Here is a 24,629-nt window from a genome sequence, read left to right as displayed (position 1 = left end):
TGCGGCCAAATGTTCCCATTGGCCGCAAGAGTATCAAAGGCCGCTTGGAACGATGCCGCCATTGTCCTTGAGCTTCTGAATGACCTGCTTGTGCAACCAGACATTCATCGTCGCGGAATCACTCGTGTCGCCGGTATAACCGAGTTCCTTGGCAAGTTCCTTGCGGTGTTCAAGGCTGCTGTCGAGCCCGAGCGCCTTCATCAGATCGACGATAGACGTTTTCCAGTTGAGCTTCTGGCCGCTTTTCGCCACCGCTGCATCAAGCACAGCGCTGACATCGACAGAGCCTGTGGCGGCAGGTGCCGACGGCGCTGGCGCTGCGGTCGGTGAAGGTGCTGCTGCTGTTGTCTGGCTTGGTTCGGCGGTTGCGGTCGTTTCGGCGGTAGGTGTCGCTGCTTGTGCCTGACCCCAAATGGCGCCCTTGATCTTGTCGAAAATGCCCATGTCGAACTCCAGTTGTAAAACAGGTGGCCCGACCGGGGGATCGTCATAACAGACGTGGTCGGACACTTCAATCAGCCAAAGGACTGGATGACTGTGCCGAACAGAATGCATTATTTTGCAATTGGTTCCAGACAATATTGCATGTCAGTCTTCGATAACTGAATTTATGTCTGTATATCTTGTTAAGATGAACGACTTCAGCTCGAAATAAAGGGTGTTCGCTCAGTCTGGTGAATATAATAGTGCTCAATCGCAACATCAGGAAGTTCGGACAGATAAAATGATTGTCTGTCTGTTGCTTTCGCCGTTCCTTCACCGGACACGTTCACGTTTGATGCGCTCTTCAAAGGCACGGCAACGGAGAGGCCATAAAGAATGGCGCCCCAGATCACGAAGGGTGAGGCCGCAATAAGTACGAATATGTACTGAGCTGTTTCCATGTTGGTAATTTTGAGGTCATAGCCTGTAAACGTCAAAGAAAAGACGACCTCTTCAGGGCATGTCAGGCGCTTTGATTTGCCAATCTTTGCTGGAAAGAGTGGAATAAATGTTCAGCTGCTTCCGTGGCAGCGCCTTTCAGTTGCCGACACCCGCCATGCGTGTGCTGTTGAATATCAACAATCTACGAAAACAAACGTTGCATTTTCGCCACAATGCGTTGCATAGATGCAACGCTATTGGGTATCATGGTTAATATGAACGCAGCGAATCTGACCACGGATATGGATAAGGCGGAGAAAACGTCGCGCAAAGGCGAGGGGCGCAGGCTTCTTGCATTGCCCGGTATTATCACCGTCGTTTCGGCGCTGATAACGGCGTCTATTTCCTTTGCGATCCTGATCGGCATTACCCCGATCACCCCTGACCGCACAGTCACGCTGGCCTTGGTCATCATCAATGTCGCGTTGATTTTGTTCCTGATTTTGCTGATTTGCCGTGAGGTCTACCGCATCGTAACGGCCCGGCGGTCGGGCAAGGCGGCGTCGCGGCTGCATGTCCGCATTGTCGCGCTGTTCTCCCTGATCGCCGCTGTTCCGGCGATTGTGGTAGCCATTGTCGCATCGGTGACGCTTAATCTCGGTCTGGATCGATGGTTCGACACCAATACGCGCGACATTGTGAATTCCTCACAGAGCCTCACCACGGCCTATATTCGCGAGACCGCGCTCAATCTGCAAAGCACGTCGTACTCGATGCTGCAGGATCTGGATGCGCAGCGTACGCTCTATAGCCTTGATCGGGGCGGGTTCATCGAATTGATGACGCTACAGACGCGTGGACGCGGTCTGCTCGGTGCATTTCTGGTGCGCGAAAACGGTTCCATTGTCGTGAAAAGCGGCACCGGGCTGGAAACGCGCCTGCCGCCGCCGACAGAAGATGCGCTGAAGACCGCGACTGACGGCAAGCCTGTCATCATTCCACCGGGCAACAGTAATTTTGTCGGCGCAATCATCAAGATGCGCGAAATTCCGGACGTTTTTCTCTATACGGTGCGCGCCGTCGATCCGCAGATCCTCGACGCAATGCGCTTGATGGAAGCCAATACGCAGCGCTATCAGGCGATGGATGCGAACCGCATTCCAACCCAGATTGCCTTTGCGCTTTTGTATTTCGGTTTGACCCTGATTGTTCTTCTGTCGGCCATCTGGACCGGTATCGCGGTTGCGGATCGTCTGGTTCGCCCGATCCGTCTGCTGATCGGCGCTGCCGATGACGTAACAGCTGGCGATCTTGACGTTTCCGTGCCGGTTCGTTCGTCCGACGGCGACGTCGGCGCCCTGTCGGGTACGTTCAATAATATGGTCGCGGAGCTTAAAAGCCAGCGTAACGAACTGATTTCGGCCAAGGACCAGATCGACGAACGCCGCCGCTTCTCGGAAGCTGTGCTTTCTGGCGTGACGGCTGGCGTCATCGGCATCGAAACCGACGGTTCCATCTCCATTCTCAACCGCTCGGCCGAACATATGTTCGGGGTCGTTTCGGAGGATGCAGTGGGCAAAAGTCTGAGCAGCATCGCACCCGAAGTCGGTCAGGCGTTTGAAGTCGCCCGCACTGCGGACAAACCCGTACATCGCGAGCAGGTGAGCATGACACGCAGTGGTGTGGCACGCACATTCAACGTTCAGGTTACCGTTGAAGATATTGAATCTGAAGACCATTCCTATGTCGTGACGGTGGACGACATTACCGATCTGGTGCAGGCGCAGCGCACGTCCGCGTGGGCCGATGTCGCGCGGCGCATCGCGCATGAGATCAAGAACCCTCTGACCCCGATCCAGCTTTCTGCCGAACGCATTCGTCGTCGCTATGGCAAGGTCATTACCGAGGATCGCGAGGTCTTCGACCAGTGCACCGACACCATTATCCGTCAGGTTGGCGATATTGGCCGCATGGTCGATGAGTTTTCCGCCTTTGCGCGCATGCCGAAACCGGAAATGCGGCAGATGGATATGCGCGAAGCATTGCGTGAAGCGTCCTTCCTGATCGAAGTCAGCCGTAGCGATATCAAGTTCGAAAATGATTTCGGCCCCGAAAAGCTGACTGGCTCTTTTGACAGCCGCCTGATCGGTCAGGCCTTCGGTAATGTCATCAAGAACGCAAGCGAAGCGATCGATGCCGTTGCCAAGGAAGACCGCGGCGAGGGGCATATTCTCATTCGGTCCTACAAGGCAGATGGGCAGTTGTTTGTCGATGTGATCGACAATGGCAAGGGCCTGCCCGGTGACGACCGCCAGAAGCTGCTTGAGCCCTATATGACCACGCGGGAAAAGGGTACGGGGCTTGGCCTCGCCATCGTCCGCAAGATTGTCGAGGATCACGGCGGACATCTCGAATTGCATGACGCGCCAGCGGATTTCCACGGAGGTCGTGGCGCGATGATACGTATGGTCTTTCCTGATACGCAGGCCGGTACACCCGGCGCTGCCAACGGAAATGATGAGACAAAGATAGCTGGACAGGTGAATTGATATGGCAGCCGATATTCTTGTAGTTGATGACGAAGCGGATATCCGGGAGCTCGTAGCTGGTATTCTCAGCGATGAGGGTCATGAAACCCGTACCGCGTTCGATGCGGACAGCGCGCTGGCCGCCATCGGTGATCGCGTGCCGCGACTGGTTTTTCTCGATATCTGGCTTCAGGGCAGCCGTCTTGACGGTTTGGCTTTGCTGGACGAAATCAAGAAGCAGCACCCCGATCTGCCGGTGGTGATGATCTCCGGCCACGGCAATATCGAGACGGCGGTTTCGGCCATTCGTCGCGGCGCTTATGATTTCATCGAAAAGCCGTTCAAGGCGGATCGCCTGATCCTCGTCGCCGAGCGCGCACTGGAAACGTCTAAGCTGAAGCGCGAAGTGTCCAATCTGCGCAAGCGCTCCGGCGAAAGCATGGAACTGATCGGCGCATCGCTGGCCATGAGCCAGCTCAAGCAGACCATCGAGCGCGTTGCCCCGACCAACAGCCGTATCATGATCACCGGCCCTTCAGGGGCGGGCAAGGAACTCGCAGCCCGCGCAATTCATGCGCAATCGGCGCGTGCCAATGGGCCTTTCGTCACCGTGAATGCGGCGACGATCACGCCGGAGCGCATGGAGATCGAGCTTTTCGGCACTGAAATGGACGGGGGCGAACGCAAGGTCGGTGCTTTGGAAGAAGCGCATGGCGGTATTCTCTATCTCGATGAAGTTGCCGATATGCCGCGCGAAACGCAGAACAAGATTTTGCGCGTGCTGGTCGATCAGCAGTTTGAGCGCGTGGGCGGCACGAAGCGCGTCAAGGTCGATGTGCGCATCATTTCATCCTCGGCACAGAACCTTGAAGGCATGATTGCCGAAGGCACATTCCGCGAAGACCTGTTCCATCGCCTGTCGGTTGTGCCGGTGCAGGTTCCGCCGCTCGCAGCTCGTCGCGAAGATATTCCGTCGCTTGTCGAATATTTCATGACCCAGATTGCCGGGCAGGCGGGCATCAAGCCGCGCAAGATCGGTGCGGATGCCATGGCCGTACTTCAGGCCCATAGTTGGCCAGGCAATATTCGTCAGCTGCGCAACAATGTCGAACGCCTGATGATTCTGGCGCGGGGCGACGACGCGGATGCGCCGGTAACAGCTGATCTTCTGCCAGCCGAAATTGGTGACACGTTGCCGCGTGCGCCGACAGAGTCGGACCAGCACATCATGGCGTTGCCACTGCGTGAAGCGCGTGAGCGTTTTGAGAAGGAATATCTGATCGCGCAGATCAACCGTTTTGGCGGCAATATTTCGCGTACTGCGGAATTTGTCGGTATGGAACGCTCGGCCCTGCATCGTAAATTGAAATCACTCGGCGTATAAGCATCTGGTGATTATAGAAGCGGAGCAGTCATGCGGGTGATCGTATGCGGAGCGGGGCAGGTCGGCTATGGCATAGCTGAGCGGCTGGCCGCCGAGGAGAACGACGTTTCGGTCATCGATACGTCGGCGCGTCATATCGAAATCGTGCGTGATACTCTGGATGTGCGTGGGTTTGTCGGCCATGGTTCGCAGCCGGATGTGCTGGCTGCGGCTGGCGCTGACGAGGCGGATATGATCATCGCAGTCACGTTGTCTGACGAAGTGAATATGGTCGCCTGTCAGGTTGCACATTCGGTTTTCAATGTGCCGACGAAGATTGCGCGCATTCGCGCCCAGTCCTACCTTCAGGCCGAATATCAGGACCTGTTTCTCCGTGAAAACCTGCCGATCGATGTGATCATTTCGCCCGAACTGGAAGTGGGCGAGGTGGTGCTGCGCCGCATCGCCTTGCAGGGTGCGACGGATGTTCTGCGCTTTGCCGATGATCGCGTCATCGGCCTGGCCATCGAATGTCTGGAAGAATGCCCGGTCATCAACACGCCGCTCAAGCAGTTGACCGATCTGTTTCCCGATCTCGCGGCAACAGTGGTGGGCGTGGTGCGCAATGAAAATCTGTTCATTCCGCGCTCGTCCGATGAGCTGAATGCAGGCGATCTGGCTTATGTGGTCACCACGCGCGAGCAGGTTCGCCGGACGCTGTCGCTGTTCGGCCATGAAAAGCCGGAAGCGCGCCGCATCGTCATAGCAGGCGGCGGGAATATCGGGCTTTATGTCGCCAAGGCTATCGAAGACCGCAAATGGCAAACCCGCGTGAAGATGATCGAAAGCGACCACGAGCGCGCCTTCACGATTGCCGATCAGCTGAAGCGGACCATGGTGCTACATGGCAGTGCGCTGGATCAGGCTTTGCTGCAGGAGGCCGATATTCAGGATGCCGACCTGATGGTGGCGCTCACCAATCAGGATCAGGTGAATATTCTCTCCAGCATCATGGCGAAACGCCTTGGCTGCAAAAGCAACATGGCGTTGCTCAACACGGTCGCCTATCAGGATTTCACCCACATGGTGGGGATCGACGCCTATATCAATCCGAAGGCGGTGACGGTCTCCAAAATCCTCCAGCATGTGCGCCGCGGCCGTATCCGTGCCGTCTATAGCGTCTATCGCGACATGGCGGAAATCATTGAAGCTGAAGCGCTGGAAACATCATCGCTCGTCGGCGCGCCATTGCGGGATCTCGATCTCCCGGTCGGCTTGCGAATCGGTGCGATCTACCGGGATGGGCAGGTGATCCGGCCCAATGGCGACGTCCGCATCAAGCCAAAGGACCGGGTGGTTATTTTCGCTACGGCGGAAGCTGTAAAGCATGTGGAACAGATGTTCCGTGTCAGCCTGGAATTTTTTTGACCATAGAATTCTGATATAGTTAATTAAATATGAGTGGTATAAGTCTTCAAGCTGCAATCTTGGGGGCTTGTATGGATATTTGTACCTTCTGGTACGGACCTCGCTTGCGCGAGGTCGATCGGATTTGTCTGGCATCGATGGTGATGACGGGCCAGCGTGTGAAGTTATTTGCCTACGCGCCAATTGAAAATGTGCCGTCTGGGGTGGAATTGCATGATGCCAATGCGGTTCTGCCGGAAAGTGCATTCACACGGCTGGATTGCGACTATCCGAATTTTCGTTCATCGCGAACCATTGTGCAGTTCAGCGATATTTTCCGCATCATGCTGATGAAACACCAGCAGGGCGTATGGCTCGACACGGATGTTTTTCTCGTAAAGCAATTCCACCCAGATCCGCAGAAGCCGTATCTTGCGCGCGAAAACCGGTTTCGCGTCGGTGTATCGGCGCTTTATTTCCCGCCGGACCATCCGATTATTGGCGAGTTTGAAGCCTATATGGGCGCGACTTATTCCCTGCCGCGATGGCTGGGAGTACGGCGTGGAACGCTGCGACCGCTCTATTACCGGGCAATCGGCAAGGAAGTTACGCCAGCATCTATCGGTATCACGGTTTTCGGCAATGACGGCATTTCACGCCTTGCCCGCAAATACGGAGTTTTCAAAAAAGCCGCTCAGCAGGAGAATTTCTATTATTGGGTGGGCAAGGATGCGACCCGTATCTACGATCCTGCCTATGGTCTGGAGCCGCTCAATCATCCCGATTTCATTGGCTTCCATGTTCATAAAAAACACAAGGAAGTTGTTTCATTGCAACCCGGAAGTTTTTACATGTGGATGAGGGATCAGGTTAAGCCTCTGCTGGAACACAATGATAACATTGAGCTTTCAAAGGCGGGCCGACCGACAGCCGACAGGCTTGTGAGCAATATTTGACGCGTGTTCAACAAAAATGTCGGTTGCGCAAAGATTCCCATCCTGTTAACCGAAGCTAGAGGGCGAAGCAGTTGTCTTTCCACAGCAATTGCAGTTCTGTACTGGCGCCTCGCGCTCCGGTGCTTGATTTATGCAAATGCGCATGCTCGTCTGGAGCATTTCCAGCAAAAGTGTGAAACGGTTTTGCGTTTGGAAATGAGACAAGGAATAACTGCATTCCAGCAAAAGTGTGAAACGGTTTTGCTGGTCGAGAAGTGCACGAAAACAAAGAGATAAGCGGGTTCACCGCTTTGACGTATCGCGAACAGGCTGCTGATCGATTAAAGGAATAAAAACAATGGCTGAACGATCGCAAAATCTTCAAGACCTTTTTCTGAACTCCGTACGCAAACAGAAGATCTCGCTGACGATTTTTCTGATCAATGGCGTAAAACTGACCGGTATTGTGACGTCGTTCGACAATTTCTGTGTGCTTCTGCGCCGCGATGGTCATTCGCAGCTCGTTTATAAGCACGCAATTTCGACGATCATGCCGAGCCAGCCGGTTCAGATGTTCGAAGGCGAGGAAGCCTGACGCTTTCCGAATTCCATTCGGGTGTAGCGGCTTCGTCCATCGATGTCGCGTCGCGTGGATGTTTTGTTAGGCGATTATTTCCGGGTCTCAGCCATGGGACTCGGATATATTTGCTTTAACGCCCGGGGCGTCTTCCATTTGAAACACGCATTGCGGCGACCTATTTGTGCTTGATGATAGAGCGCAATGTCTCTGCACTCCCCGGAGAAAATTTATTTGTCCAAATTCAAGGATAAAAACGCGTCATCCTTCGACGCGCATAAAGACGATGCGAACAAAGGCTACGGCCTTTCCGAACAAGAACCGACCAGAGCTGCCGTCGTCGTTCCCATTTTGCCGGAGCGCTATAGTGCGAACGGCTCGGGCGAAGAAGGCGCACGCACGCAGTTCCAGCGCTCGAACGAAGCACGTCTGGAGGAAGCGGTCGGTTTGGCGCGCGCCATCGATCTGGAAATCATTCACGCAGAAGTGGCGATTGTCACCAATCCACGGCCCGCAACCTTGCTTGGTGCAGGTAAGGTCGAAGCCATTGCCGATACGGTCAAGGAAAACGATATCGGGCTGGTCATTGTCGATCATGCTTTGACACCGGTACAGCAGCGCAATCTCGAAAAGGAATGGAACGTCAAGGTCATCGACCGCACGGGTCTGATTCTCGAGATTTTCGGTGAACGTGCGCGCACCAAGGAAGGCGCGCTGCAGGTTGAGCTGGCGCATCTGAATTACCAGAAGGGCCGACTGGTTCGCAGCTGGACCCACCTGGAGCGTCAGCGCGGCGGTGGCGGCTTCCTCGGCGGTCCGGGTGAAACGCAGATCGAAGCCGACCGTCGCTTGCTGCAGGACAAGATTCTGAAGATCAAGCGCGAACTGGAAACGGTGGTGCGCACCCGCACACTGCACCGCCAGAAGCGGCGCAAGGTTCCGCATCCGATTGTCGCCCTTGTCGGCTATACCAATGCCGGAAAATCCACGCTGTTCAACCGTATGACCGGTGCCGAGGTGCTGGCCGAAGACATGCTCTTCGCCACGCTCGATCCGACTTTGCGGCGCATTCGCCTGCCGCATGGCGAGACGGTGATCCTGTCTGATACAGTTGGATTCATTTCCAACCTGCCGCACCATCTCGTGGCTGCCTTCCGCGCGACGCTGGAAGAAGTGGTGGAAGCCGATCTCATTTTGCATGTGCGCGATATTTCTGATCCGGACAATGCCGCGCAGGCTGAAGATGTCGAGAATATTCTGGCTGGTCTCGGGATTGAGCCGCAGGACCGCAAGCGCGTCGTCGAAATCTGGAACAAGATTGACAATCTGGACGAAAGCGGGCGTGAAGCGGCGCTGCGTCTGGCCGCAGCCGGCGGTGATGAAGGCCGCCCTATCCCCCTGTCAGCCATCACAGGCGAGGGCGTTGATCGCTTGCTAAACCTGATCGAAACGCGGATAGCGGGCGTGCTTGGCACGGTGGATGTCGTTCTGTCGCCTTTCGAGTTGCACATATTGAACTGGATTTACCAGCACGGCAGTGATGTGCAGCGCGAAGATCTCGAAGACGGTTCGGTTCGGGTGCAGGCGCGTCTGACCGAAGTGGCGCGCAAGACGCTGGACGAAAAGCGCGGCATCAAGCCGGAGAAGCCGGAAAACGACTGGGATTAGCACTACAGTTGCAAATTCGTCAGGTCGTGGCGAAACGAGTGATTTTCGAGCACCGGAGCGGAGCGTACTTTTGGGTGCGTGAGCACCGGAGCACAGGAAATTGCTCGTTGCAGACCGACCTCACGAAGAATGCAACTATAGTGTTAGTCATGATTCCGTGAGGAACCGAGCACCACTTGCGGAACAAGGGGCGCAACGCCCTATGTATGGAAGTCCGACGATTCAAATCCACTCAATACGCATCCAATATATGCAGAGGCCCATAATGAGAGATCCGATTGAAACCGTCATGAACCTCGTGCCGATGGTGGTCGAGCAGACCAACCGCGGCGAGCGGGCCTATGATATTTTCTCGCGCCTTCTGAAAGAACGCATCATCTTCGTCAACGGACCGGTTGAAGACGGCATGTCGATGCTGGTCTGCGCACAGCTTCTCTTCCTTGAAGCCGAGAATCCGAAGAAAGAGATCAACATGTACATCAACTCGCCCGGTGGCGTGGTGACGTCCGGCATGGCGATCTATGACACGATGCAGTTCATCCGTCCGCCGGTATCCACGCTCTGCATGGGCCAGGCCGCGTCGATGGGTTCGCTGCTTCTGACTGCAGGCGCAACCGGCCAGCGTTATGCGCTGCCGAATGCCCGCATCATGGTCCACCAGCCTTCGGGCGGCTTCCAGGGACAGGCGTCCGACATTGAACGCCACGCGCAGGACATCATCAAGATGAAGCGCCGTCTCAATGAAGTCTATGTGAAGCACACGGGCCGCGACTACGAAACCATCGAACGTACCCTTGACCGCGATCATTTCATGACCGCTCAGGAAGCGCTCGAATTCGGTCTCATCGACAAGGTCGTGGAAGCCCGCGACGTGAGCGCCGACGGATCGAAGTGAGCCTGAATCTGGCTCCCTTCCAATTATTGGCTCCTTTTGCCACAAAAGGGGCTCAATTCTTGGACCAACGTGAAGGTTAACGCGCCGCGTTAAGCATCTGTTGGGCATCAAGGCGCTAAAGTTGGTCAGATCAGGCCGGATCTTTGCCGGGAACTTATTTTTTGTTTGTTCGACGGTTCAGGTTCTGCAAAAGTCACCAAAAGACTCCTTCGGTCGGGGAGTCCACGGTGACTGGAATCCTAGAGACTACAGGGGCAGTGCGTATCAACTGTCAATGTGACCGGTAGAAGGTGAGTGTTTCCTTCCGTACTGGGTCCGAACCGGAAGAAACGATCGGAATGAACAACCCAAGGTTCGTTTCGGTTTATTGAAAGGAAACTGCAATGAGCAAAGTCAGCAACAGCGGCGGCGATTCCAAGAATACGCTTTATTGCTCGTTCTGCGGCAAAAGCCAGCATGAAGTGCGCAAGCTGATTGCAGGCCCGACCGTTTTCATCTGCGACGAATGCGTCGAACTCTGCATGGATATCATCCGCGAGGAAAACAAATCCTCGATGGTGAAGTCCCGCGAGGGCGTGCCGACGCCGCAGGAAATCATGGCCGTTCTTGACGACTATGTCATCGGCCAGAAGGATGCCAAGCGCGTTCTGTCGGTCGCGGTGCACAATCACTACAAGCGTCTCGCACATCAGTCGAAGAGCAACGATATCGAACTGGCGAAGTCGAATATTCTTCTCGTCGGTCCGACCGGCTGCGGCAAGACCTATCTTGCCCAGACGCTCGCTCGGATCATCGACGTGCCATTCACCATGGCTGATGCGACGACGCTGACCGAAGCCGGTTATGTCGGTGAAGATGTTGAAAACATCATCCTGAAACTGCTTCAGGCTGCTGATTACAACGTCGAACGCGCACAGCGCGGCATCGTCTATATCGACGAAGTGGACAAGATCAGCCGCAAGTCCGACAACCCGTCCATCACGCGCGATGTATCGGGCGAGGGCGTGCAGCAGGCACTTCTGAAGATCATGGAAGGCACCGTTGCTTCGGTTCCTCCGCAGGGCGGTCGCAAGCATCCGCAGCAGGAATTCCTGCAGGTGGATACGACGAACATCCTGTTCATCTGCGGCGGTGCTTTTGCCGGTCTCGACAAGATCATCTCCGCTCGTGGCGAAAAGACGTCCATCGGCTTCGGGGCGACTGTTCGTTCGGTTGACGAACGTCGTATCGGTGCGGTGTTCCGCGAACTGGAACCGGAAGATCTGCTGAAATTCGGTCTCATTCCGGAGTTCGTCGGTCGTCTGCCGGTTATTGCAACGCTCGAAGACCTCGACGTCGATGCACTGGTCCAGATCCTGACTGAGCCGAAAAATGCGCTTGTGAAGCAGTATCAGCGCCTGTTCGACATGGAAAATGTCGAGCTGGTGTTCCATGACGACGCTCTACGCGCCATTGCCAACAAGGCAGTTGAACGCAAGACGGGTGCGCGCGGTCTGCGCTCGATCATGGAAAAGATCCTGCTCGACACGATGTTCGAACTGCCGACACTGGAAGGTGTTCGCGAAGTCGTGATCTCCGGTGATGTCGTGGATGGCAGTGCCCGTCCGCTCTACATCTATGCGGAGCGTCAGGACGAGAAGGGCAATGTTTCGGCCTAAGAGATAGATTTTCTCCTCAAAAGGCCGCGAAAGCGGCCTTTTTTGTTGCCAGTTTGGCAATTCGCTTTAGTGTTATGGGTTCGAAGCGCTTGTATCGGAGCATATCCAAAGCGGCATATTGTGCAAATTGCCAGGACGGCGCAGGATAGTTAACGATTCTATGAAAGCCGCCCGAAACTGGCTATTGAATTGCCGGGCTTGGCTCTCCAAGTATGAACCGAAGCACGCTGTGCGACCTGCCTCATGATGAAAGGGGGCGTCGGCGTGGCAGTCGGGTCGAAAGGCCTGAGAAAGGACTTGAATTATGACGGGTATTGAAGACAAGACCCCGATGGGTGGAGCAGAAGCGGGCGGTGCAGACGGGCTTTATGCCGTTCTTCCGTTGCGCGATATTGTGGTCTTCCCGCACATGATCGTTCCGCTTTTTGTCGGACGCGAAAAGTCTATTCGCGCTCTGGAAGAAGTGATGGGTGTCGACAAGCAGATATTGCTTGCGACCCAGAAAAATGCTGCCGACGACGATCCGGCGCCGGATGCAATTTATGAAATTGGCACCATTGCCAATGTGCTTCAGCTTTTGAAGCTGCCGGACGGCACTGTGAAGGTGCTGGTTGAGGGTACGGCGCGCGCCAAGATTTCCAAGTTTACGGATCGCGAAGACTATCACGAAGCTTACGCTGCGGCTCTGCCGGAGCCTGAAGAAGATGCCGTAGAGATTGAGGCGCTGGCCCGTTCGGTGGTTTCCGACTTCGAAAACTACGTCAAGCTGAACAAGAAGATTTCGCCGGAAGTGGTTGGTGCCGCCAGCCAGATCGACGACTATTCCAAGCTTGCCGATACGGTTGCTTCGCATCTCGCGATCAAGATTCCTGAAAAGCAGGAAATGCTGTCCATTCTCTCGGTGCGTGAGCGTCTGGAGAAGGCTCTTGCCTTCATGGAAGCCGAAATCTCGGTTCTGCAGGTTGAGAAGCGCATCCGCTCGCGCGTCAAGCGCCAGATGGAGAAGACGCAGCGCGAATATTATCTCAATGAGCAGATGAAGGCGATCCAGAAGGAGCTTGGTGATGGCGAGGACGGTCGCGATGAAGCGGCTGAACTGGAAGAACGCATCAACAAGACCAAGCTTTCGAAGGAAGCACGCGAAAAGGCCCAGGCAGAGCTGAAGAAGCTGCGCACCATGAGCCCGATGTCTGCGGAAGCGACGGTTGTGCGCAACTATCTCGACTGGCTGCTCTCCATTCCGTGGGGCAAGAAGTCGAAGGTCAAGCAGGACCTGAACTTTGCGGAAGAAGTGCTCAACAATGATCACTTCGGTCTCGACAAGGTCAAGGAACGCATCGTCGAGTATCTGGCGGTGCAGGCTCGTTCGACCAAGATCAAGGGCCCGATCATCTGCCTCGTCGGACCTCCCGGCGTCGGCAAGACCTCGCTTGCACGCTCGATCGCCAAGGCGACGGGCCGCGAATATGTCCGTATGTCGCTTGGCGGCGTGCGGGACGAAGCTGAAATCCGTGGTCACCGCCGCACCTATATCGGCTCGATGCCTGGCAAGGTCATCCAGTCGATGAAAAAGGCGAAGAAGTCCAACCCGCTCTTCCTGCTCGATGAAATCGACAAGATGGGCCAGGATTTCCGTGGTGATCCGTCGTCTGCAATGCTCGAGGTGCTGGACCCGGAACAGAACGCAACCTTCATGGACCATTACCTTGAGGTTGAGTATGACCTGTCCAACGTCATGTTCGTGACGACCGCCAATACGCTGAACATCCCCGGTCCGTTGCTGGATCGTATGGAGATCATCCGTATCGCCGGTTACACCGAGGATGAAAAGCTGGAAATCGCCAAGCGGCACCTGCTGCCCAAGGCCATCAAGGACCATGCTTTGCAGCCGAAGGAGTTCTCGCTCACGGACGATGCATTGCGCAATGTGATCCGTCTTTACACACGGGAAGCCGGTGTACGTAGCCTTGAGCGCGAGATGATGACACTCGCCCGTAAGGCCGTCACCGAAATCCTGAAGTCGAAGAAGAAGTCGGTGAAGATCACCGACAAGAACCTCTCCGACTATCTGGGTGTGGAGCGTTTCCGCTTCGGTCAGATCGACGGCGAAGATCAGGTCGGTGTCGTTACCGGCTTGGCCTGGACGGAAGTTGGCGGCGAGTTGCTGACCATCGAAGGCGTCATGATGCCCGGCAAGGGTCGCATGACCGTCACGGGTAACCTGCGTGACGTGATGAAGGAATCGATTTCCGCTGCTGCATCCTATGTCCGCAGCCGAGCAGTTGATTTCGGCATCGAGCCTCCATTGTTCGACAAGCGCGACATTCACGTCCACGTGCCGGAAGGTGCGACGCCGAAAGACGGTCCGTCCGCAGGTATCGCCATGGTCACGACCATCGTTTCCGTGCTGACCGGCATACCGGTTCGCAAGGACATCGCGATGACCGGCGAAGTGACGCTGCGCGGTCGGGTTCTGCCGATCGGTGGCCTGAAGGAAAAGCTCCTTGCGGCTCTGCGCGGCGGCATCAAGAAGGTTCTGATCCCGGAAGAAAACGCCAAGGATCTGGCGGATATTCCGGACAATGTGAAGAACAATCTTGAGATCGTTCCGGTGTCTCGCGTCGGTGAAGTTCTGAAGCACGCGCTCGTGCGTCAGCCCGAACCGATTGAGTGGACCGAGCCTGAAACACCTGCAAAGGTGCCTTCGGTTGACGATGAAGCAGGCGCCACAACAGCACATTGACAGTCGGTAAGACGACCAACAAACGAAATGCCGGGCCAAAAGCCCGGCATTTCTGTGTTTAACCCCAGAAAACCGGGCTTTTTTGCCATTGACAGGCTTGGTTTGGCGAGCGTTTCGAATAAACTCCGCCCAATCCGGTCACGTTATCCGTTCCGGTAGGTAAAGAAAGGAAATGCCAATGAACAAGAACGAATTGGTTGCCGCAGTCGCGGAAAAGGGCGGTTTGACGAAGGCTGATGCCGGTACGGCTGTTGACGCTGTGCTCGCTGCTGTCACCGGCGCACTGAAGGCTGGTGAAGAAGTCCGCCTGCCAGGCTTCGGCGTTTTCTCCGTTTCGCACCGTGCAGCTTCGACCGGCCGCAATCCGTCGACCGGCAAGGAAGTTGCTATTCCGGCTCGCAACGTGCCGAAGTTCTCGGCCGGCAAGGGCCTGAAGGATGCCGTCAACGGCTAATGCATGATCTCGGAAAGCCGACAGGCTTTTCGAAGCATTATGTGTGAAGGCAAGATTTCGGTCGCTGCGGTTTAAACGTGAGCGGCTGTCGAGAAGGCCCGGCTTGTCCGGGCTTTTTTCGTTTAGATACTACGCCGCCGCTGATTTTCCGCTCATCGCGAAAAAAGCCGGGCGCTAGACCCGGCTTTTGCATTTTCAACCGTCGAGGTACGCTTACTCCGCAGCTTCCGAGTTTCGCTTGGGGCGTCGTTCCAGCAGTTCCTTGAGGAAATGGCCGGTATAGGAGCGCTTTTCCTTCACGATGTCTTCTGGACGGCCCACAGCAACGATCTCGCCGCCGCCGTCACCGCCTTCAGGGCCGAGGTCGATCACCCAGTCGGCAGTCTTGATGACTTCGAGATTGTGCTCGATCACCACGACCGTATTGCCCTGTTCGACCAATTCATGCAGTACTTCGAGCAGCTTTGCTACGTCGTGGAAATGCAGGCCGGTGGTGGGCTCATCGAGAATATAAAGCGTGCGTCCGGTTGCACGGCGCGATAATTCCTTGGCAAGCTTGACACGTTGCGCTTCGCCGCCGGAAAGCGTTGTTGCCTGCTGCCCGACCTTGATATAGCCGAGGCCAACCTTGACCAGCGTTTCCAGCTTGTCGCGCACAGCAGGAACGGCGGAGAAGAACTCCGCGCCTTCCTCGACAGTCATATCCAGCACATCGGCGATGGACTTGCCCTTGAACAGCACTTCCAGCGTTTCGCGATTGTAACGCTTGCCGTGGCAGACGTCACAAGTCACATACACATCCGGCAGGAAGTGCATTTCAATCTTGATAACGCCGTCGCCCTGACAGGCCTCGCAGCGTCCGCCCTTTACGTTGAAGGAGAAGCGACCCGGCTGATAACCGCGCGCCTTGGCTTCCGGCAGGCCCGCGAACCAGTCGCGGATCGGCGTGAAGGCGCCGGTATAGGTCGCGGGGTTGGAACGCGGCGTGCGTCCAATCGGCGACTGGTCGATATCGATCACCTTGTCGAGGAACTCCAGCCCTTCGATGCGGTCATGCTCCGCCGGATGCTCGCGGGAACCCATGATGCGGCGCGAAGCGGCCTTGAACAGTGTTTCGATCAGGAAGGTGGACTTGCCGCCACCTGAAACGCCGGTTACAGCGGTGAAAGTACCGAGCGGAATATCTGCCGAGACATTTTTCAGATTGTTGCCGCGTGCACCGACGACGCGGATACGCTTGGTCTTGGAAATCTTGCGGCGTTCCGCCGGAACAGCGACTTCCATAACGCCCGAGAGATATTTGCCGGTCAGCGAATTGGTATTGGACATGACGTCCTTCGGCGTGCCCTGTGCAATCACCTTGCCGCCATGGACGCCAGCCGCGGGACCAATATCGACCACATAATCGGCGGTCAGGATCGCATCTTCATCATGCTCCACCACGATGACCGTATTGCCAAGATCGCGCAGATGACGAAGCGTGTCCAACAGGCGGGAATTGTCGCGCTGATGCAGGCCGATGGACGGCTCGTCCAGCACGTAGAGAACGCCAGTCAGGCCAGAGCCGATCTGGGAAGCGAGGCGGATACGCTGGCTTTCACCACCGGAAAGCGTGCCGGAATTGCGCGCCAGTGTCAGATAATCGAGGCCGACATCATTGAGGAATTGCAGGCGTTCACGGATTTCCTTGAGGATGCGCGCTGCAATTTCCCGCTGCTTTTCATTAAAGCTGCCATCGACGTCGCGGAACCAGGCATCTGCCTTGCGGATCGACATTTCGGTGATTTCGCCGATATGCTTCATGCCGATTTTCACGGCCAACGCTTCCGGCTTCAGACGATAGCCATTGCAAGCCGGGCAGGGCGTCGAAGACATGAAGCGCTCGATCTCTTCACGCGACCATGCAGAATCAGTTTCCTTCCACCGGCGCTCCAGGTTCGGAATCACGCCTTCGAAGGGCTTTGTGGTCTGATAGGACCGCAGGCCGTCGTCATACTGAAAGGTGATTTCCTTGCCGTCCGTGCCATGAAGAATGGCGCGTTGCGCTTCCTTGGAAAGATCAGACCAACGGGTGCCGATCTTGAAGCCATAGGCCTTGCCCAGCGCTTCCAGCGTCTGATTGTAATAAGGTGACGACGACCGCGCCCACGGTGCAATCGCACCATCTTTCAGCGCCGCGCTTTCATCGGGAACAATCAGGTTCGGGTCAATGGCTTGCTGCGTGCCGAGTCCGTCACAGGTCGGGCAGGCGCCAAAGGGATTGTTGAACGAGAACAGGCGCGGCTCGATTTCCGGAATGGTGAAACCGGAAACCGGACAGGCGAATTTCTCCGAGAACAGAATGCGCTCGTGGGTCTCGTTGGCCGATTTGTTGGCTGCGCCGCCTTCCGTCGTTTCTTCGGGCGGAAGCGGCTTGTCGGCGAATTCCGCGACGGCCAGACCGTCGGCGAGCTTGAGGCAAGTTTCGAGACTGTCGGCAAGGCGCGAGGTGAGGTCAGGGCGTACGACGACGCGGTCTACCACCACATCGATATCGTGCTTATATTTCTTATCGAGCGCCGGAACATCCGCAATCTCGTAGAAAGTGCCGTCCACCTTGACGCGCTGGAAGCCCTTCTTCTGAAGCTCTGCCAGTTCCTTCTTATATTCGCCCTTACGCCCGCGCACGATCGGCGCCAGAATGTAAAGACGCGTGCCTTCTTCGAGCGCAATGACACGATCAACCATCTGGCTGACGGTCTGGCTTTCAATGGGAAGGCCGGTCGCTGGCGAATAAGGCACGCCCACACGCGCGAAAAGAAGGCGCATATAGTCGTAGATTTCGGTGACAGTACCGACCGTCGAGCGCGGATTACGGCTCGTCGTCTTCTGTTCGATGGAAATGGCGGGCGACAGACCATCGATCTGGTCCACATCCGGCTTCTGCATCATTTCCAGAAACTGGCGCGCATAAGCCGAGAGGCTTTCCACGTAACGACGCTGGCCTTCCGCATAAATCGTGTCGAAGGCAAGCGACGACTTGCCCGAACCGGAAAGGCCCGTCATGACGATCAGCTTGTCGCGCGGCAAATCAAGATCGACATTTTTAAGATTGTGCTCGCGCGCGCCACGTATGGAAATGAATTTCTGATCGCTCATTCCGCGTCCTGCCTGCTTCGTGATGCCATGGATAGATTGGCCCCGGCGATGAACCGTCGCGCCAATCCCATAATATGGGGCGAAGCCCTCCAAAGAAGAAGGGGCTTGGTTATCCTAATTTGCGCTCTTGTAGCACCGGAACAAATATCGAACAACCAAGCTTCTGATAGGCGATACGAAATGTGAACGCAAGAGCGTTGACTGTCACTCCTGACAGGAGCACACTTCTCTTACTCGCTGATGCGAAGAGGTATTGCGGAGGGATGACGCGATATCGGCAAGAGGTTCGCAGGAGGCGGGAAATCCGGTAGGGAGGTAAAGGAGCATGAGTCCACCTGACTACACTGCCTAGCTTTCACACAGATGAAAGCACAATCGATCTTGGTCGCGGATGCGTTCTTTCGCATGGAATAATGCATCGTTGGTGAGAAGTTCGATTGCCGAAAATCTATATATGCGCGGAAAACGATTGGCCGCGTGCCTTCGAGTTCCGAAAGATTTTGTCGACGAATTAATGCCGACATATGAGCATTGCTCAAACCCCAAGCCCCGCGCGCCAAAGAAACAGTGAGCGGCGGGGCTTTTCATTGTCTGACTGTGACGCGCTTTGTTGTATCTTCGGCTGTCGCTATGCGGCGGGTCAGGCATTCTCCTCGTTAGTCACTGGACCTCGTTAGAAATGAGGGATGTTTTGTCGATTTGATGCCACAAGCACTTGCATTTTGAACAAAACAAGAACATAAACTCTGTGGACATTGACCATTCGCCGCCTGGGAAATTGAGCGTGATGCGCGCCAGTCCTGTAAGGTGGGTAATTGAGTTTCAGGTGATGGCGCAATTCATGCGCCTGATCCTTCTTGAGGAAGCGCTCTCGTGAGGATTTCAGATCCGGCGAGGCGCGCATGAGACCCGGAGTAGGTTTTCGATGGCTGGTAGCGTCAACAAGGTCATTCTGGTCGGCAATCTCGGTGCCGATCCGGAAATTCGTCGTCTGAATTCAGGCGATGTGGTTGCCAATCTGCGTATTGCGACCTCGGAAAGCTGGCGTGATCGCCAGTCCGGCGAGCGCAAGGACCGCACCGAATGGCATAGCGTTGTTATTTTCAACGAAAACCTTGCCAAGGTCGCAGAGCAATATCTGAAGAAGGGTGCCAAGGTTTATATCGAAGGCGCGCTCCAGACCCGCAAGTGGCAGGATCAGAACGGCAACGACCGTTATTCGACGGAAGTTGTGCTACAGAAGTTCCGTGGTGAGCTTCAGATGCTCGATAGCCGTGGTGAAGGCGGCGATCAGGGCCGTTCTTTTGATCGCGGCAGCGGTGGTGGACGTAACCAGATGTCGGATTATTCCGGCGGTGGTGGCGATTTCGGTTCGTCCGGCCCGTCTTCTTCGGGCGGCGGCGGTGGGTTCTCCCGCGATCTCGACGACGAAATTCCATTTTGATGAATCTAACGGGCGCTTTAGGCGCCCGTTTTATTTTGGTCTTAAGGTTTATTAAATCAGAACCTTATGAGTTTATGTTATCTAACTGATTAAAAACGAAATTACTGAATTTATGGACTCAATATGTATCGATCGAAAACTCCATGCGATCCGCAGAAAACCGCGTCAGAGAATATTGAAGAGGCTGACCGTTCGTATCGACATTGATGGCGCGTGCCATCAGCACGATAGCACCGGGCGAGAGCTTCAGATGTTTCAGGTCATCTGAATCAGCGTGCTGGGCAGATATGGTTGTCGATTTGCGGAAATAATCCTCGATACCAGCTTTCCTGAGCGCCCAGGTAATAGACCCATTTTCAGCATAGTCAGCAACAAAATCGGGAAAGCGCGCCGCATCCACCCAATGCGTTGCGCGTGATACAGGGCGTCCATCGGCACTATGCGCCGTCTCAAGCCGCGTGACTTCGCTTCCGGCGGCGATGCCCAGGGCTTCGGCTATTTCGGCGGTCGCGACTTCGGCGCCGCTGCTGAGCAATATGCCTTTGACTTCGCTAGCCTGCGTGCCCAGTGACTGTGAAATGCGGGTGCGTGGCCCGATCTGGTAGGTCAAACGCTTTGCATTGGCGACGAATGTGCCGCGACCCTGTTCGGCACGAAGTACGCCTTCTTGCGTCAACGCGGCAATGGCGCTGCGCACCGTATGGCGGTTGACGCCGAAGCGATCCGCAAGTTCCATTTCGGCAGGCATGCGTGCGCCGGACTGAAGTTTCCCGGCCATGATGTCGCCGCGTATCTCATCGGCAATCTGCCGCCAAATCGCCACGCCGCTATTTCTTTCAATTCGTCTGGTCTTTGTCATCAACTGTCATCGTCCTGTCATTGGCAGGGAGTAATAATTTTGTTATTGTATGGTTGTCTAGATAAATAGACAAATGTGCAAAGCAAGTCAATGGAATTGAACAGGGCGGAAAAGCTCATGCAAACGACAGAGCCCAAGGCAGGCAATGGCACTGCCGCCGGTGGGATGCACGCCTCGGCCAGTAACGACAAGTCCGGCAACAGCAAGGCGCTTGACGCGGTGCAGGCTGCACGACAGGCCAGCATGGCAACGCTTGCGCAGGCAAGCGGCGAAGAGCTGAAAGCTTTCTGGCAGAATTGGTCGGACAAGCCTGATTTCGAAATTCTCCGTGGTCCGGAAACAGGACTGGTAATGCTGCGCGGCCGTATCGGCGGCGGCGGTGCGCCTTTCAATGTCGGCGAGGCGACGGTGACGCGCGCGACTGTGCGTCTGACCGATGGTTCCGTCGGGCATTCCTATGCTCTCGGTCGCGATCAGGAAAAGGCACGACTGGCCGCTTTGTTTGATGCGCTCTGGACCGACGAAGCGCGCCGTGAAGCGGTGGAGCGTCAGGTCCTCGACGTCTTGCGCAACCGGCTGGAACAGGCCGACACAAAACTGCGCAGCGAAGCTGCTGCCACCAAAGTTGATTTCTTCACCATGGTTCGGGGAGACAATTGATGCTGCATTCTTCACCCCATTCGTCTCCGGCCTTCGAAGGTGGTTTGGCAAATCCGGTCACGGATGCCCAATCGGCATTTCATGCCGTCATGCATGCGATGGCCAATCCGGGCCGCGTCTACGCTCTGACCCGGGGTGCCACGCCGCCCCAGCCATTGAAGCCGGAACTGGGCGTCATAGCCGCCACCTTGCTCGACCATGATGCCACCGTCTGGTGCGACCGCGCCATTGCAGCCGATGCAGACGCTACAGCCTGGCTGACATTTCAAACCGGCGCGCCGCAGGTTGAATCTTCCGCTTCTGCGCAATTCGCATTGGTTACCGATGCTTCGCTGTTGCCGCCCTTGGCTGAATTCTCGCAAGGGCAGCCGGAGTTTCCGGACCGTTCGACAACGGTGGTTCTGGCGGTCAAGTCGTTTGAGAGCGGGCAGGGCCTTGTTCTGAAGGGGCCGGGCATTAACGGTGAGCAGGAAATTCACATCGACGGACTTCCGCAGGACTTCGTTACGCAATGGCGAGACAACGGCGCGCAATATCCGCTTGGCGTCGATCTGGTTCTGGTCTGCGACGGCGCGGTCATCGCATTTCCGCGCACCACGCGCATCACCGGACTGGAGGGCTGAACATGTATGTTGCCGTAAAGGGTGGCGAAACAGCCATTCGTAACGCCCACCGACTTCTCGATGATCGCCGCCGGGGTGATCGTGCAGTGCCTGCACTGCGTCTGGATCAGATTGTCGAGCAGCTTGCGCTGGCCGTTGATCGCGTGATGGCGGAAGGTTCGCTCTATGATCGTGAGCTGGCCGCGCTCGCCGTGCGTCAGTCGCGTGGCGATCTGATCGAGGCCATTTTCCTCGTGCGTGCTTATCGCACCACATTGCCGCGCTTTGGCTATTCCCGCCCAATGGAAACCGGGCAGATGCTGATCGAGCGCCGCATTTCCGCGACCTATAAGGATCTTCCGGGCGGCCAGTTGCTCGGCCCGACCTTCGACTACACCCACCGTCTTCTCGATCCGGATCTGGCGGGAGACGTTGCTGTGCCAGAGCCGGAAGCACGCGAAACCGAGAAGGAAGAGACGCCCCGCGTCACCGATATTCTCGGCGCGAACGGCATGATCGAGGATGATGGCTCCCTGCCGGAAGGTCATGAGCCCGGCGATCTGACACGCGAGCCATGGACATTCCCGATGGAACGCGATCTGCGCTTGCAGGCGCTGGCGCGCGGCGATGAAGGTTTTCTTCTCGCGCTCGGTTATTCGACCCAGCGCGGCTACGGCAACACCCACCCCTTTGTCGGCGAAATTCGCATCGGCGAAGTGGAGGTCGAGTTCGATGTGCCGGAGTTGGGCTTTGCCGTCTCGCTTGGCCGGGTGCAATTGACCGAGTGCCAAATGGTGAACCAGTTCAAGGGCTCCGCAAAGCAGCCGCCGCAATTCACGCGTGGCTATGGTCTGGTGTTTGGCCAGAGCGAACGCAAGGCCATGTCTATGTCGCTCTGCGACCGCGCCTTGCGGGTTCGTGAATTCGATACCGACGTGACCGCGCCCGCACAGGATGAGGAATTCGTCATTTCGCACTCCGACAATGTGCAGTCGACCGGCTTCGTCGAGCATCTGAAACTGCCGCATTACGTCGATTTCCAGGCTGAGCTCGAACTCATCCGCAGCATGCGTGCTGAATATGAGAAGACGCAAAATCAAGCAGAATCTCCAGTGAAGGAGGCCGCAGAATGAGCGATCTGGCCAATTACAATTTCGCCTATCTGGACGAGCAGACCAAGCGCATGATCCGCCGCGCCATATTGAAGGCCATAGCGGTGCCCGGCTATCAGGTACCTTTTGCGAGCCGCGAAATGCCGATGCCCTATGGCTGGGGCACGGGTGGCGTGCAGGTGACGGCTGCCATTCTTGGGCCGGACGATGTGCTGAAAGTTATCGATCAGGGTGCGGACGACACGACCAATGCCGTTTCGATCCGCGCGTTCTTCCAGAAGACCGCCAATGTGGCCGTGACCACCAGCACCGGCGAGGCGACGATCATCCAGACGCGCCACCGCATTCCGGAATATCCGCTGACCGAAGGGCAGGTGATCGTCTATCAGGTGCCGATCCCGGAACCGCTGCGCTTTCTGGAACCCCGCGAGACGGAAACGCGCAAGATGCATGCGCTCGCCGAATATGGCCTCATGCACGTGAAGCTCTACGAGGACATTGCGCGTCACGGCCAGATCGCCAAGACCTATGATTATCCCGTGATGATCGAAGGTCGCTACGTGATGGCACCATCGCCGACGCCGAAATTCGACAATCCGAAAATGCATATGTCGCCCGCCTTGCAGCTGTTCGGCGCAGGCCGCGAAAAACGCATCTACGCAGTTCCGCCATACACGCAGGTCGTAAGCCTCGATTTCGAGGATCATCCGTTTGAAGTGCAGAAGTTCAAGGAACCTTGTGCGCTGTGTGGCGCGAAGGGCGTCTATCTGGATGAAGTTGTGCTCGATGATCGCGGCGGCTCGATGTTCGTGTGCTCGGATACCGATTATTGCGAAGACCGTCAGGCAAAGGGCCATTTTGGTCATCTGGCTGCCAATAAGGAGGCCGCAGAATGAACGACGAACCTCTGCTGAGAGTAAACAACCTGTCGAAGTTCTACGGCAGCCGCCGTGGCTGCGAGGATATCTCCTTCAATCTCTGGCCTGGCGAAGTTCTGGCCATCGTCGGAGAATCCGGCTCGGGCAAGACGACGCTGCTCAACAGCCTTGCAACCCGGCTGGAACCGACGTCTGGCACCGTTGAATATCGGATGCGCGATGGCGCATTCCGCGATCTCTACAAGATCGGCGAGGCCGAGCGCCGTTTTCTGATGCGCACTGACTGGGGTTTTGTGCATCAAAACCCGGCTGACGGACTGCGCATGACGGTTTCGGCTGGCGCCAATGTCGGCGAGCGCCTGATGGCGGTGGGTGAGCGCCATTATGGCAATATCCGCTCCACCGCCACGCAATGGCTGGGACGGGTTGAAATCGCCGCCGACCGCATTGACGATCAGCCGCGCGCTTTTTCCGGCGGTATGCGCCAGCGTTTGCAGATTGCCCGCAATCTCGTCACCGCGCCGCGACTGGTGTTCATGGACGAGCCGACCGGTGGTCTCGACGTTTCGGTGCAGGCGCGCCTGCTCGATCTGTTGCGCGGGCTCGTCAACGATCTGGGGCTTTCGGTCGTCATAGTCACGCATGATCTGGCAGTAGCGCGGCTTCTGTCGCACCGGATCATGGTCATGAAAGACGGTCACATCGTCGAACAAGGTTTGACGGATCGCGTGCTGGACGACCCGCAAGCGCCTTATACGCAGTTGCTCGTATCATCGATCTTACAGGTATAGATCAATTAAAACAGATATTTATCGCGTGTTTTTTCCAAACTGACGGAACTTCA

The 24,629-nt window shown here is 56.2% G+C and carries 20 protein-coding genes and 1 pseudogene; 16 read left to right on the top strand and 5 right to left on the bottom strand.

Annotated features, from left to right (window positions below; translation table 11 throughout):
* Nucleotides 1–33: 33 nt before the first annotated feature.
* Together QLQ11_RS03275 and QLQ11_RS03270 are read right to left on the bottom strand one after the other, a co-directional pair.
* Nucleotides 34–444, bottom strand: coding sequence for a DUF3597 domain-containing protein (locus tag QLQ11_RS03275; protein WP_121536143.1), 411 nt, complete (start codon nt 442–444; stop codon nt 34–36).
* Between the two features lie 197 nt (nt 445–641).
* On the bottom strand, nt 642–920 hold the full coding sequence (locus QLQ11_RS03270; protein ID WP_121536145.1) for a hypothetical protein: 279 nt from the start codon (nt 918–920) through the stop codon (nt 642–644).
* A gap of 177 nt (nt 921–1,097) precedes the next feature.
* On the opposite strand from QLQ11_RS03270, the gene QLQ11_RS03265 reads away from it, so the two are divergent.
* The 10 genes from QLQ11_RS03265 to QLQ11_RS03220 all read left to right on the top strand — a co-directional run bounded on the left by QLQ11_RS03265 (nt 1,098) and on the right by QLQ11_RS03220 (nt 15,092).
* Entirely contained in the window at nt 1,098–3,413 is a 2,316-nt protein-coding gene (locus tag QLQ11_RS03265; protein ID WP_121536147.1) for a PAS domain-containing sensor histidine kinase, read from the top strand.
* A 1-nt stretch (nt 3,414) separates the two neighbouring features.
* Nucleotides 3,415–4,776: a sigma-54 dependent transcriptional regulator gene (locus tag QLQ11_RS03260; protein WP_121536149.1), complete on the top strand. Its 1,362-nt coding sequence runs from the start codon at nt 3,415–3,417 to the stop codon at nt 4,774–4,776.
* 30 nt (nt 4,777–4,806) lie between these two features.
* On the top strand, nt 4,807–6,183 hold the full coding sequence (gene trkA, locus QLQ11_RS03255) for a Trk system potassium transporter TrkA (RefSeq protein WP_109368955.1): 1,377 nt from the start codon (nt 4,807–4,809) through the stop codon (nt 6,181–6,183).
* A gap of 71 nt (nt 6,184–6,254) precedes the next feature.
* Entirely contained in the window at nt 6,255–7,118 is an 864-nt protein-coding gene (locus tag QLQ11_RS03250) for a hypothetical protein (protein ID WP_121536151.1), read from the top strand.
* A gap of 337 nt (nt 7,119–7,455) precedes the next feature.
* Nucleotides 7,456–7,692 (top strand): RNA chaperone Hfq, encoded by a 237-nt coding sequence (gene hfq / locus QLQ11_RS03245; protein WP_002964239.1) that lies wholly within the window; start codon nt 7,456–7,458, stop codon nt 7,690–7,692.
* A gap of 216 nt (nt 7,693–7,908) precedes the next feature.
* Nucleotides 7,909–9,342, top strand: coding sequence for a GTPase HflX (gene hflX / locus QLQ11_RS03240; RefSeq protein WP_109368957.1), 1,434 nt, complete (start codon nt 7,909–7,911; stop codon nt 9,340–9,342).
* A gap of 265 nt (nt 9,343–9,607) precedes the next feature.
* The gene (clpP, locus tag QLQ11_RS03235; RefSeq protein ID WP_371835914.1) at nt 9,608–10,237 is read left to right on the top strand and encodes an ATP-dependent Clp endopeptidase proteolytic subunit ClpP; all 630 of its coding nucleotides are present in this window, start codon (nt 9,608–9,610) and stop codon (nt 10,235–10,237) included.
* Nucleotides 10,238–10,620: 383 nt separating this feature from the next.
* Nucleotides 10,621–11,895, top strand: coding sequence for an ATP-dependent Clp protease ATP-binding subunit ClpX (gene clpX, locus QLQ11_RS03230; RefSeq protein WP_078338598.1), 1,275 nt, complete (start codon nt 10,621–10,623; stop codon nt 11,893–11,895).
* A 304-nt stretch (nt 11,896–12,199) separates the two neighbouring features.
* Nucleotides 12,200–14,638, top strand: a complete 2,439-nt coding sequence (gene lon / locus QLQ11_RS03225; protein ID WP_121536153.1) for an endopeptidase La — start codon at nt 12,200–12,202, stop codon at nt 14,636–14,638.
* Nucleotides 14,639–14,816: 178 nt separating this feature from the next.
* Nucleotides 14,817–15,092, top strand: a complete 276-nt coding sequence (locus QLQ11_RS03220; RefSeq protein WP_006470422.1) for an HU family DNA-binding protein — start codon at nt 14,817–14,819, stop codon at nt 15,090–15,092.
* Between the two features lie 213 nt (nt 15,093–15,305).
* Here QLQ11_RS03220 and uvrA read toward each other — a convergent pair whose 3' ends face one another.
* Nucleotides 15,306–18,230, bottom strand: a complete 2,925-nt coding sequence (gene uvrA, locus QLQ11_RS03215; protein WP_283735843.1) for an excinuclease ABC subunit UvrA — start codon at nt 18,228–18,230, stop codon at nt 15,306–15,308.
* 109 nt (nt 18,231–18,339) lie between these two features.
* Nucleotides 18,340–18,565 (bottom strand): annotated as a pseudogene (locus tag QLQ11_RS03210) (hypothetical protein).
* Nucleotides 18,566–19,155: 590 nt separating this feature from the next.
* On the opposite strand from QLQ11_RS03210, the gene ssb reads away from it, so the two are divergent.
* Nucleotides 19,156–19,674: a single-stranded DNA-binding protein gene (gene ssb, locus QLQ11_RS03205; RefSeq protein ID WP_121536157.1), complete on the top strand. Its 519-nt coding sequence runs from the start codon at nt 19,156–19,158 to the stop codon at nt 19,672–19,674.
* 118 nt (nt 19,675–19,792) lie between these two features.
* Here ssb and phnF read toward each other — a convergent pair whose 3' ends face one another.
* Complete coding sequence (gene phnF, locus QLQ11_RS03200; protein WP_171317852.1) at nt 19,793–20,536, bottom strand: phosphonate metabolism transcriptional regulator PhnF; 744 nt, start codon at nt 20,534–20,536, stop codon at nt 19,793–19,795.
* 162 nt (nt 20,537–20,698) lie between these two features.
* On the opposite strand from phnF, the gene phnG reads away from it, so the two are divergent.
* Genes phnG through phnK form a run of 5 tightly spaced genes read left to right on the top strand, consistent with a single transcriptional unit; the run spans nt 20,699 to nt 24,576 of the window.
* Nucleotides 20,699–21,193, top strand: a complete 495-nt coding sequence (phnG, locus tag QLQ11_RS03195; RefSeq protein ID WP_109370225.1) for a phosphonate C-P lyase system protein PhnG — start codon at nt 20,699–20,701, stop codon at nt 21,191–21,193.
* Nucleotides 21,193–21,816 (top strand): phosphonate C-P lyase system protein PhnH, encoded by a 624-nt coding sequence (phnH, locus tag QLQ11_RS03190; protein ID WP_121536161.1) that lies wholly within the window; start codon nt 21,193–21,195, stop codon nt 21,814–21,816. Before phnG ends, phnH begins: the two co-directional genes overlap by 1 nt.
* A 2-nt stretch (nt 21,817–21,818) precedes the next feature.
* Nucleotides 21,819–22,928 carry a carbon-phosphorus lyase complex subunit PhnI gene (locus tag QLQ11_RS03185; RefSeq protein ID WP_121536163.1) on the top strand — a complete coding sequence of 370 codons (1,110 nt, stop codon included), beginning with the start codon at nt 21,819–21,821 and terminating at the stop codon, nt 22,926–22,928.
* Nucleotides 22,925–23,803, top strand: a complete 879-nt coding sequence (locus tag QLQ11_RS03180; RefSeq protein ID WP_121536165.1) for an alpha-D-ribose 1-methylphosphonate 5-phosphate C-P-lyase PhnJ — start codon at nt 22,925–22,927, stop codon at nt 23,801–23,803. The genes QLQ11_RS03185 and QLQ11_RS03180 overlap by 4 nt, the downstream gene beginning before the upstream one ends.
* Nucleotides 23,800–24,576, top strand: a complete 777-nt coding sequence (gene phnK, locus QLQ11_RS03175) for a phosphonate C-P lyase system protein PhnK (protein WP_121536167.1) — start codon at nt 23,800–23,802, stop codon at nt 24,574–24,576. The genes QLQ11_RS03180 and phnK overlap by 4 nt, the downstream gene beginning before the upstream one ends.
* Nucleotides 24,577–24,629: the final 53 nt, after the last annotated feature.

The sequence above is a fragment of the Ochrobactrum sp. SSR genome, assembly GCF_030067775.1.
Taxonomy (GTDB): domain Bacteria; phylum Pseudomonadota; class Alphaproteobacteria; order Rhizobiales; family Rhizobiaceae; genus Brucella; species Brucella teleogrylli.
Note: the sequence above shows the minus strand (reverse complement) of the source record. Positions and strands in the feature narration are given on the sequence as shown.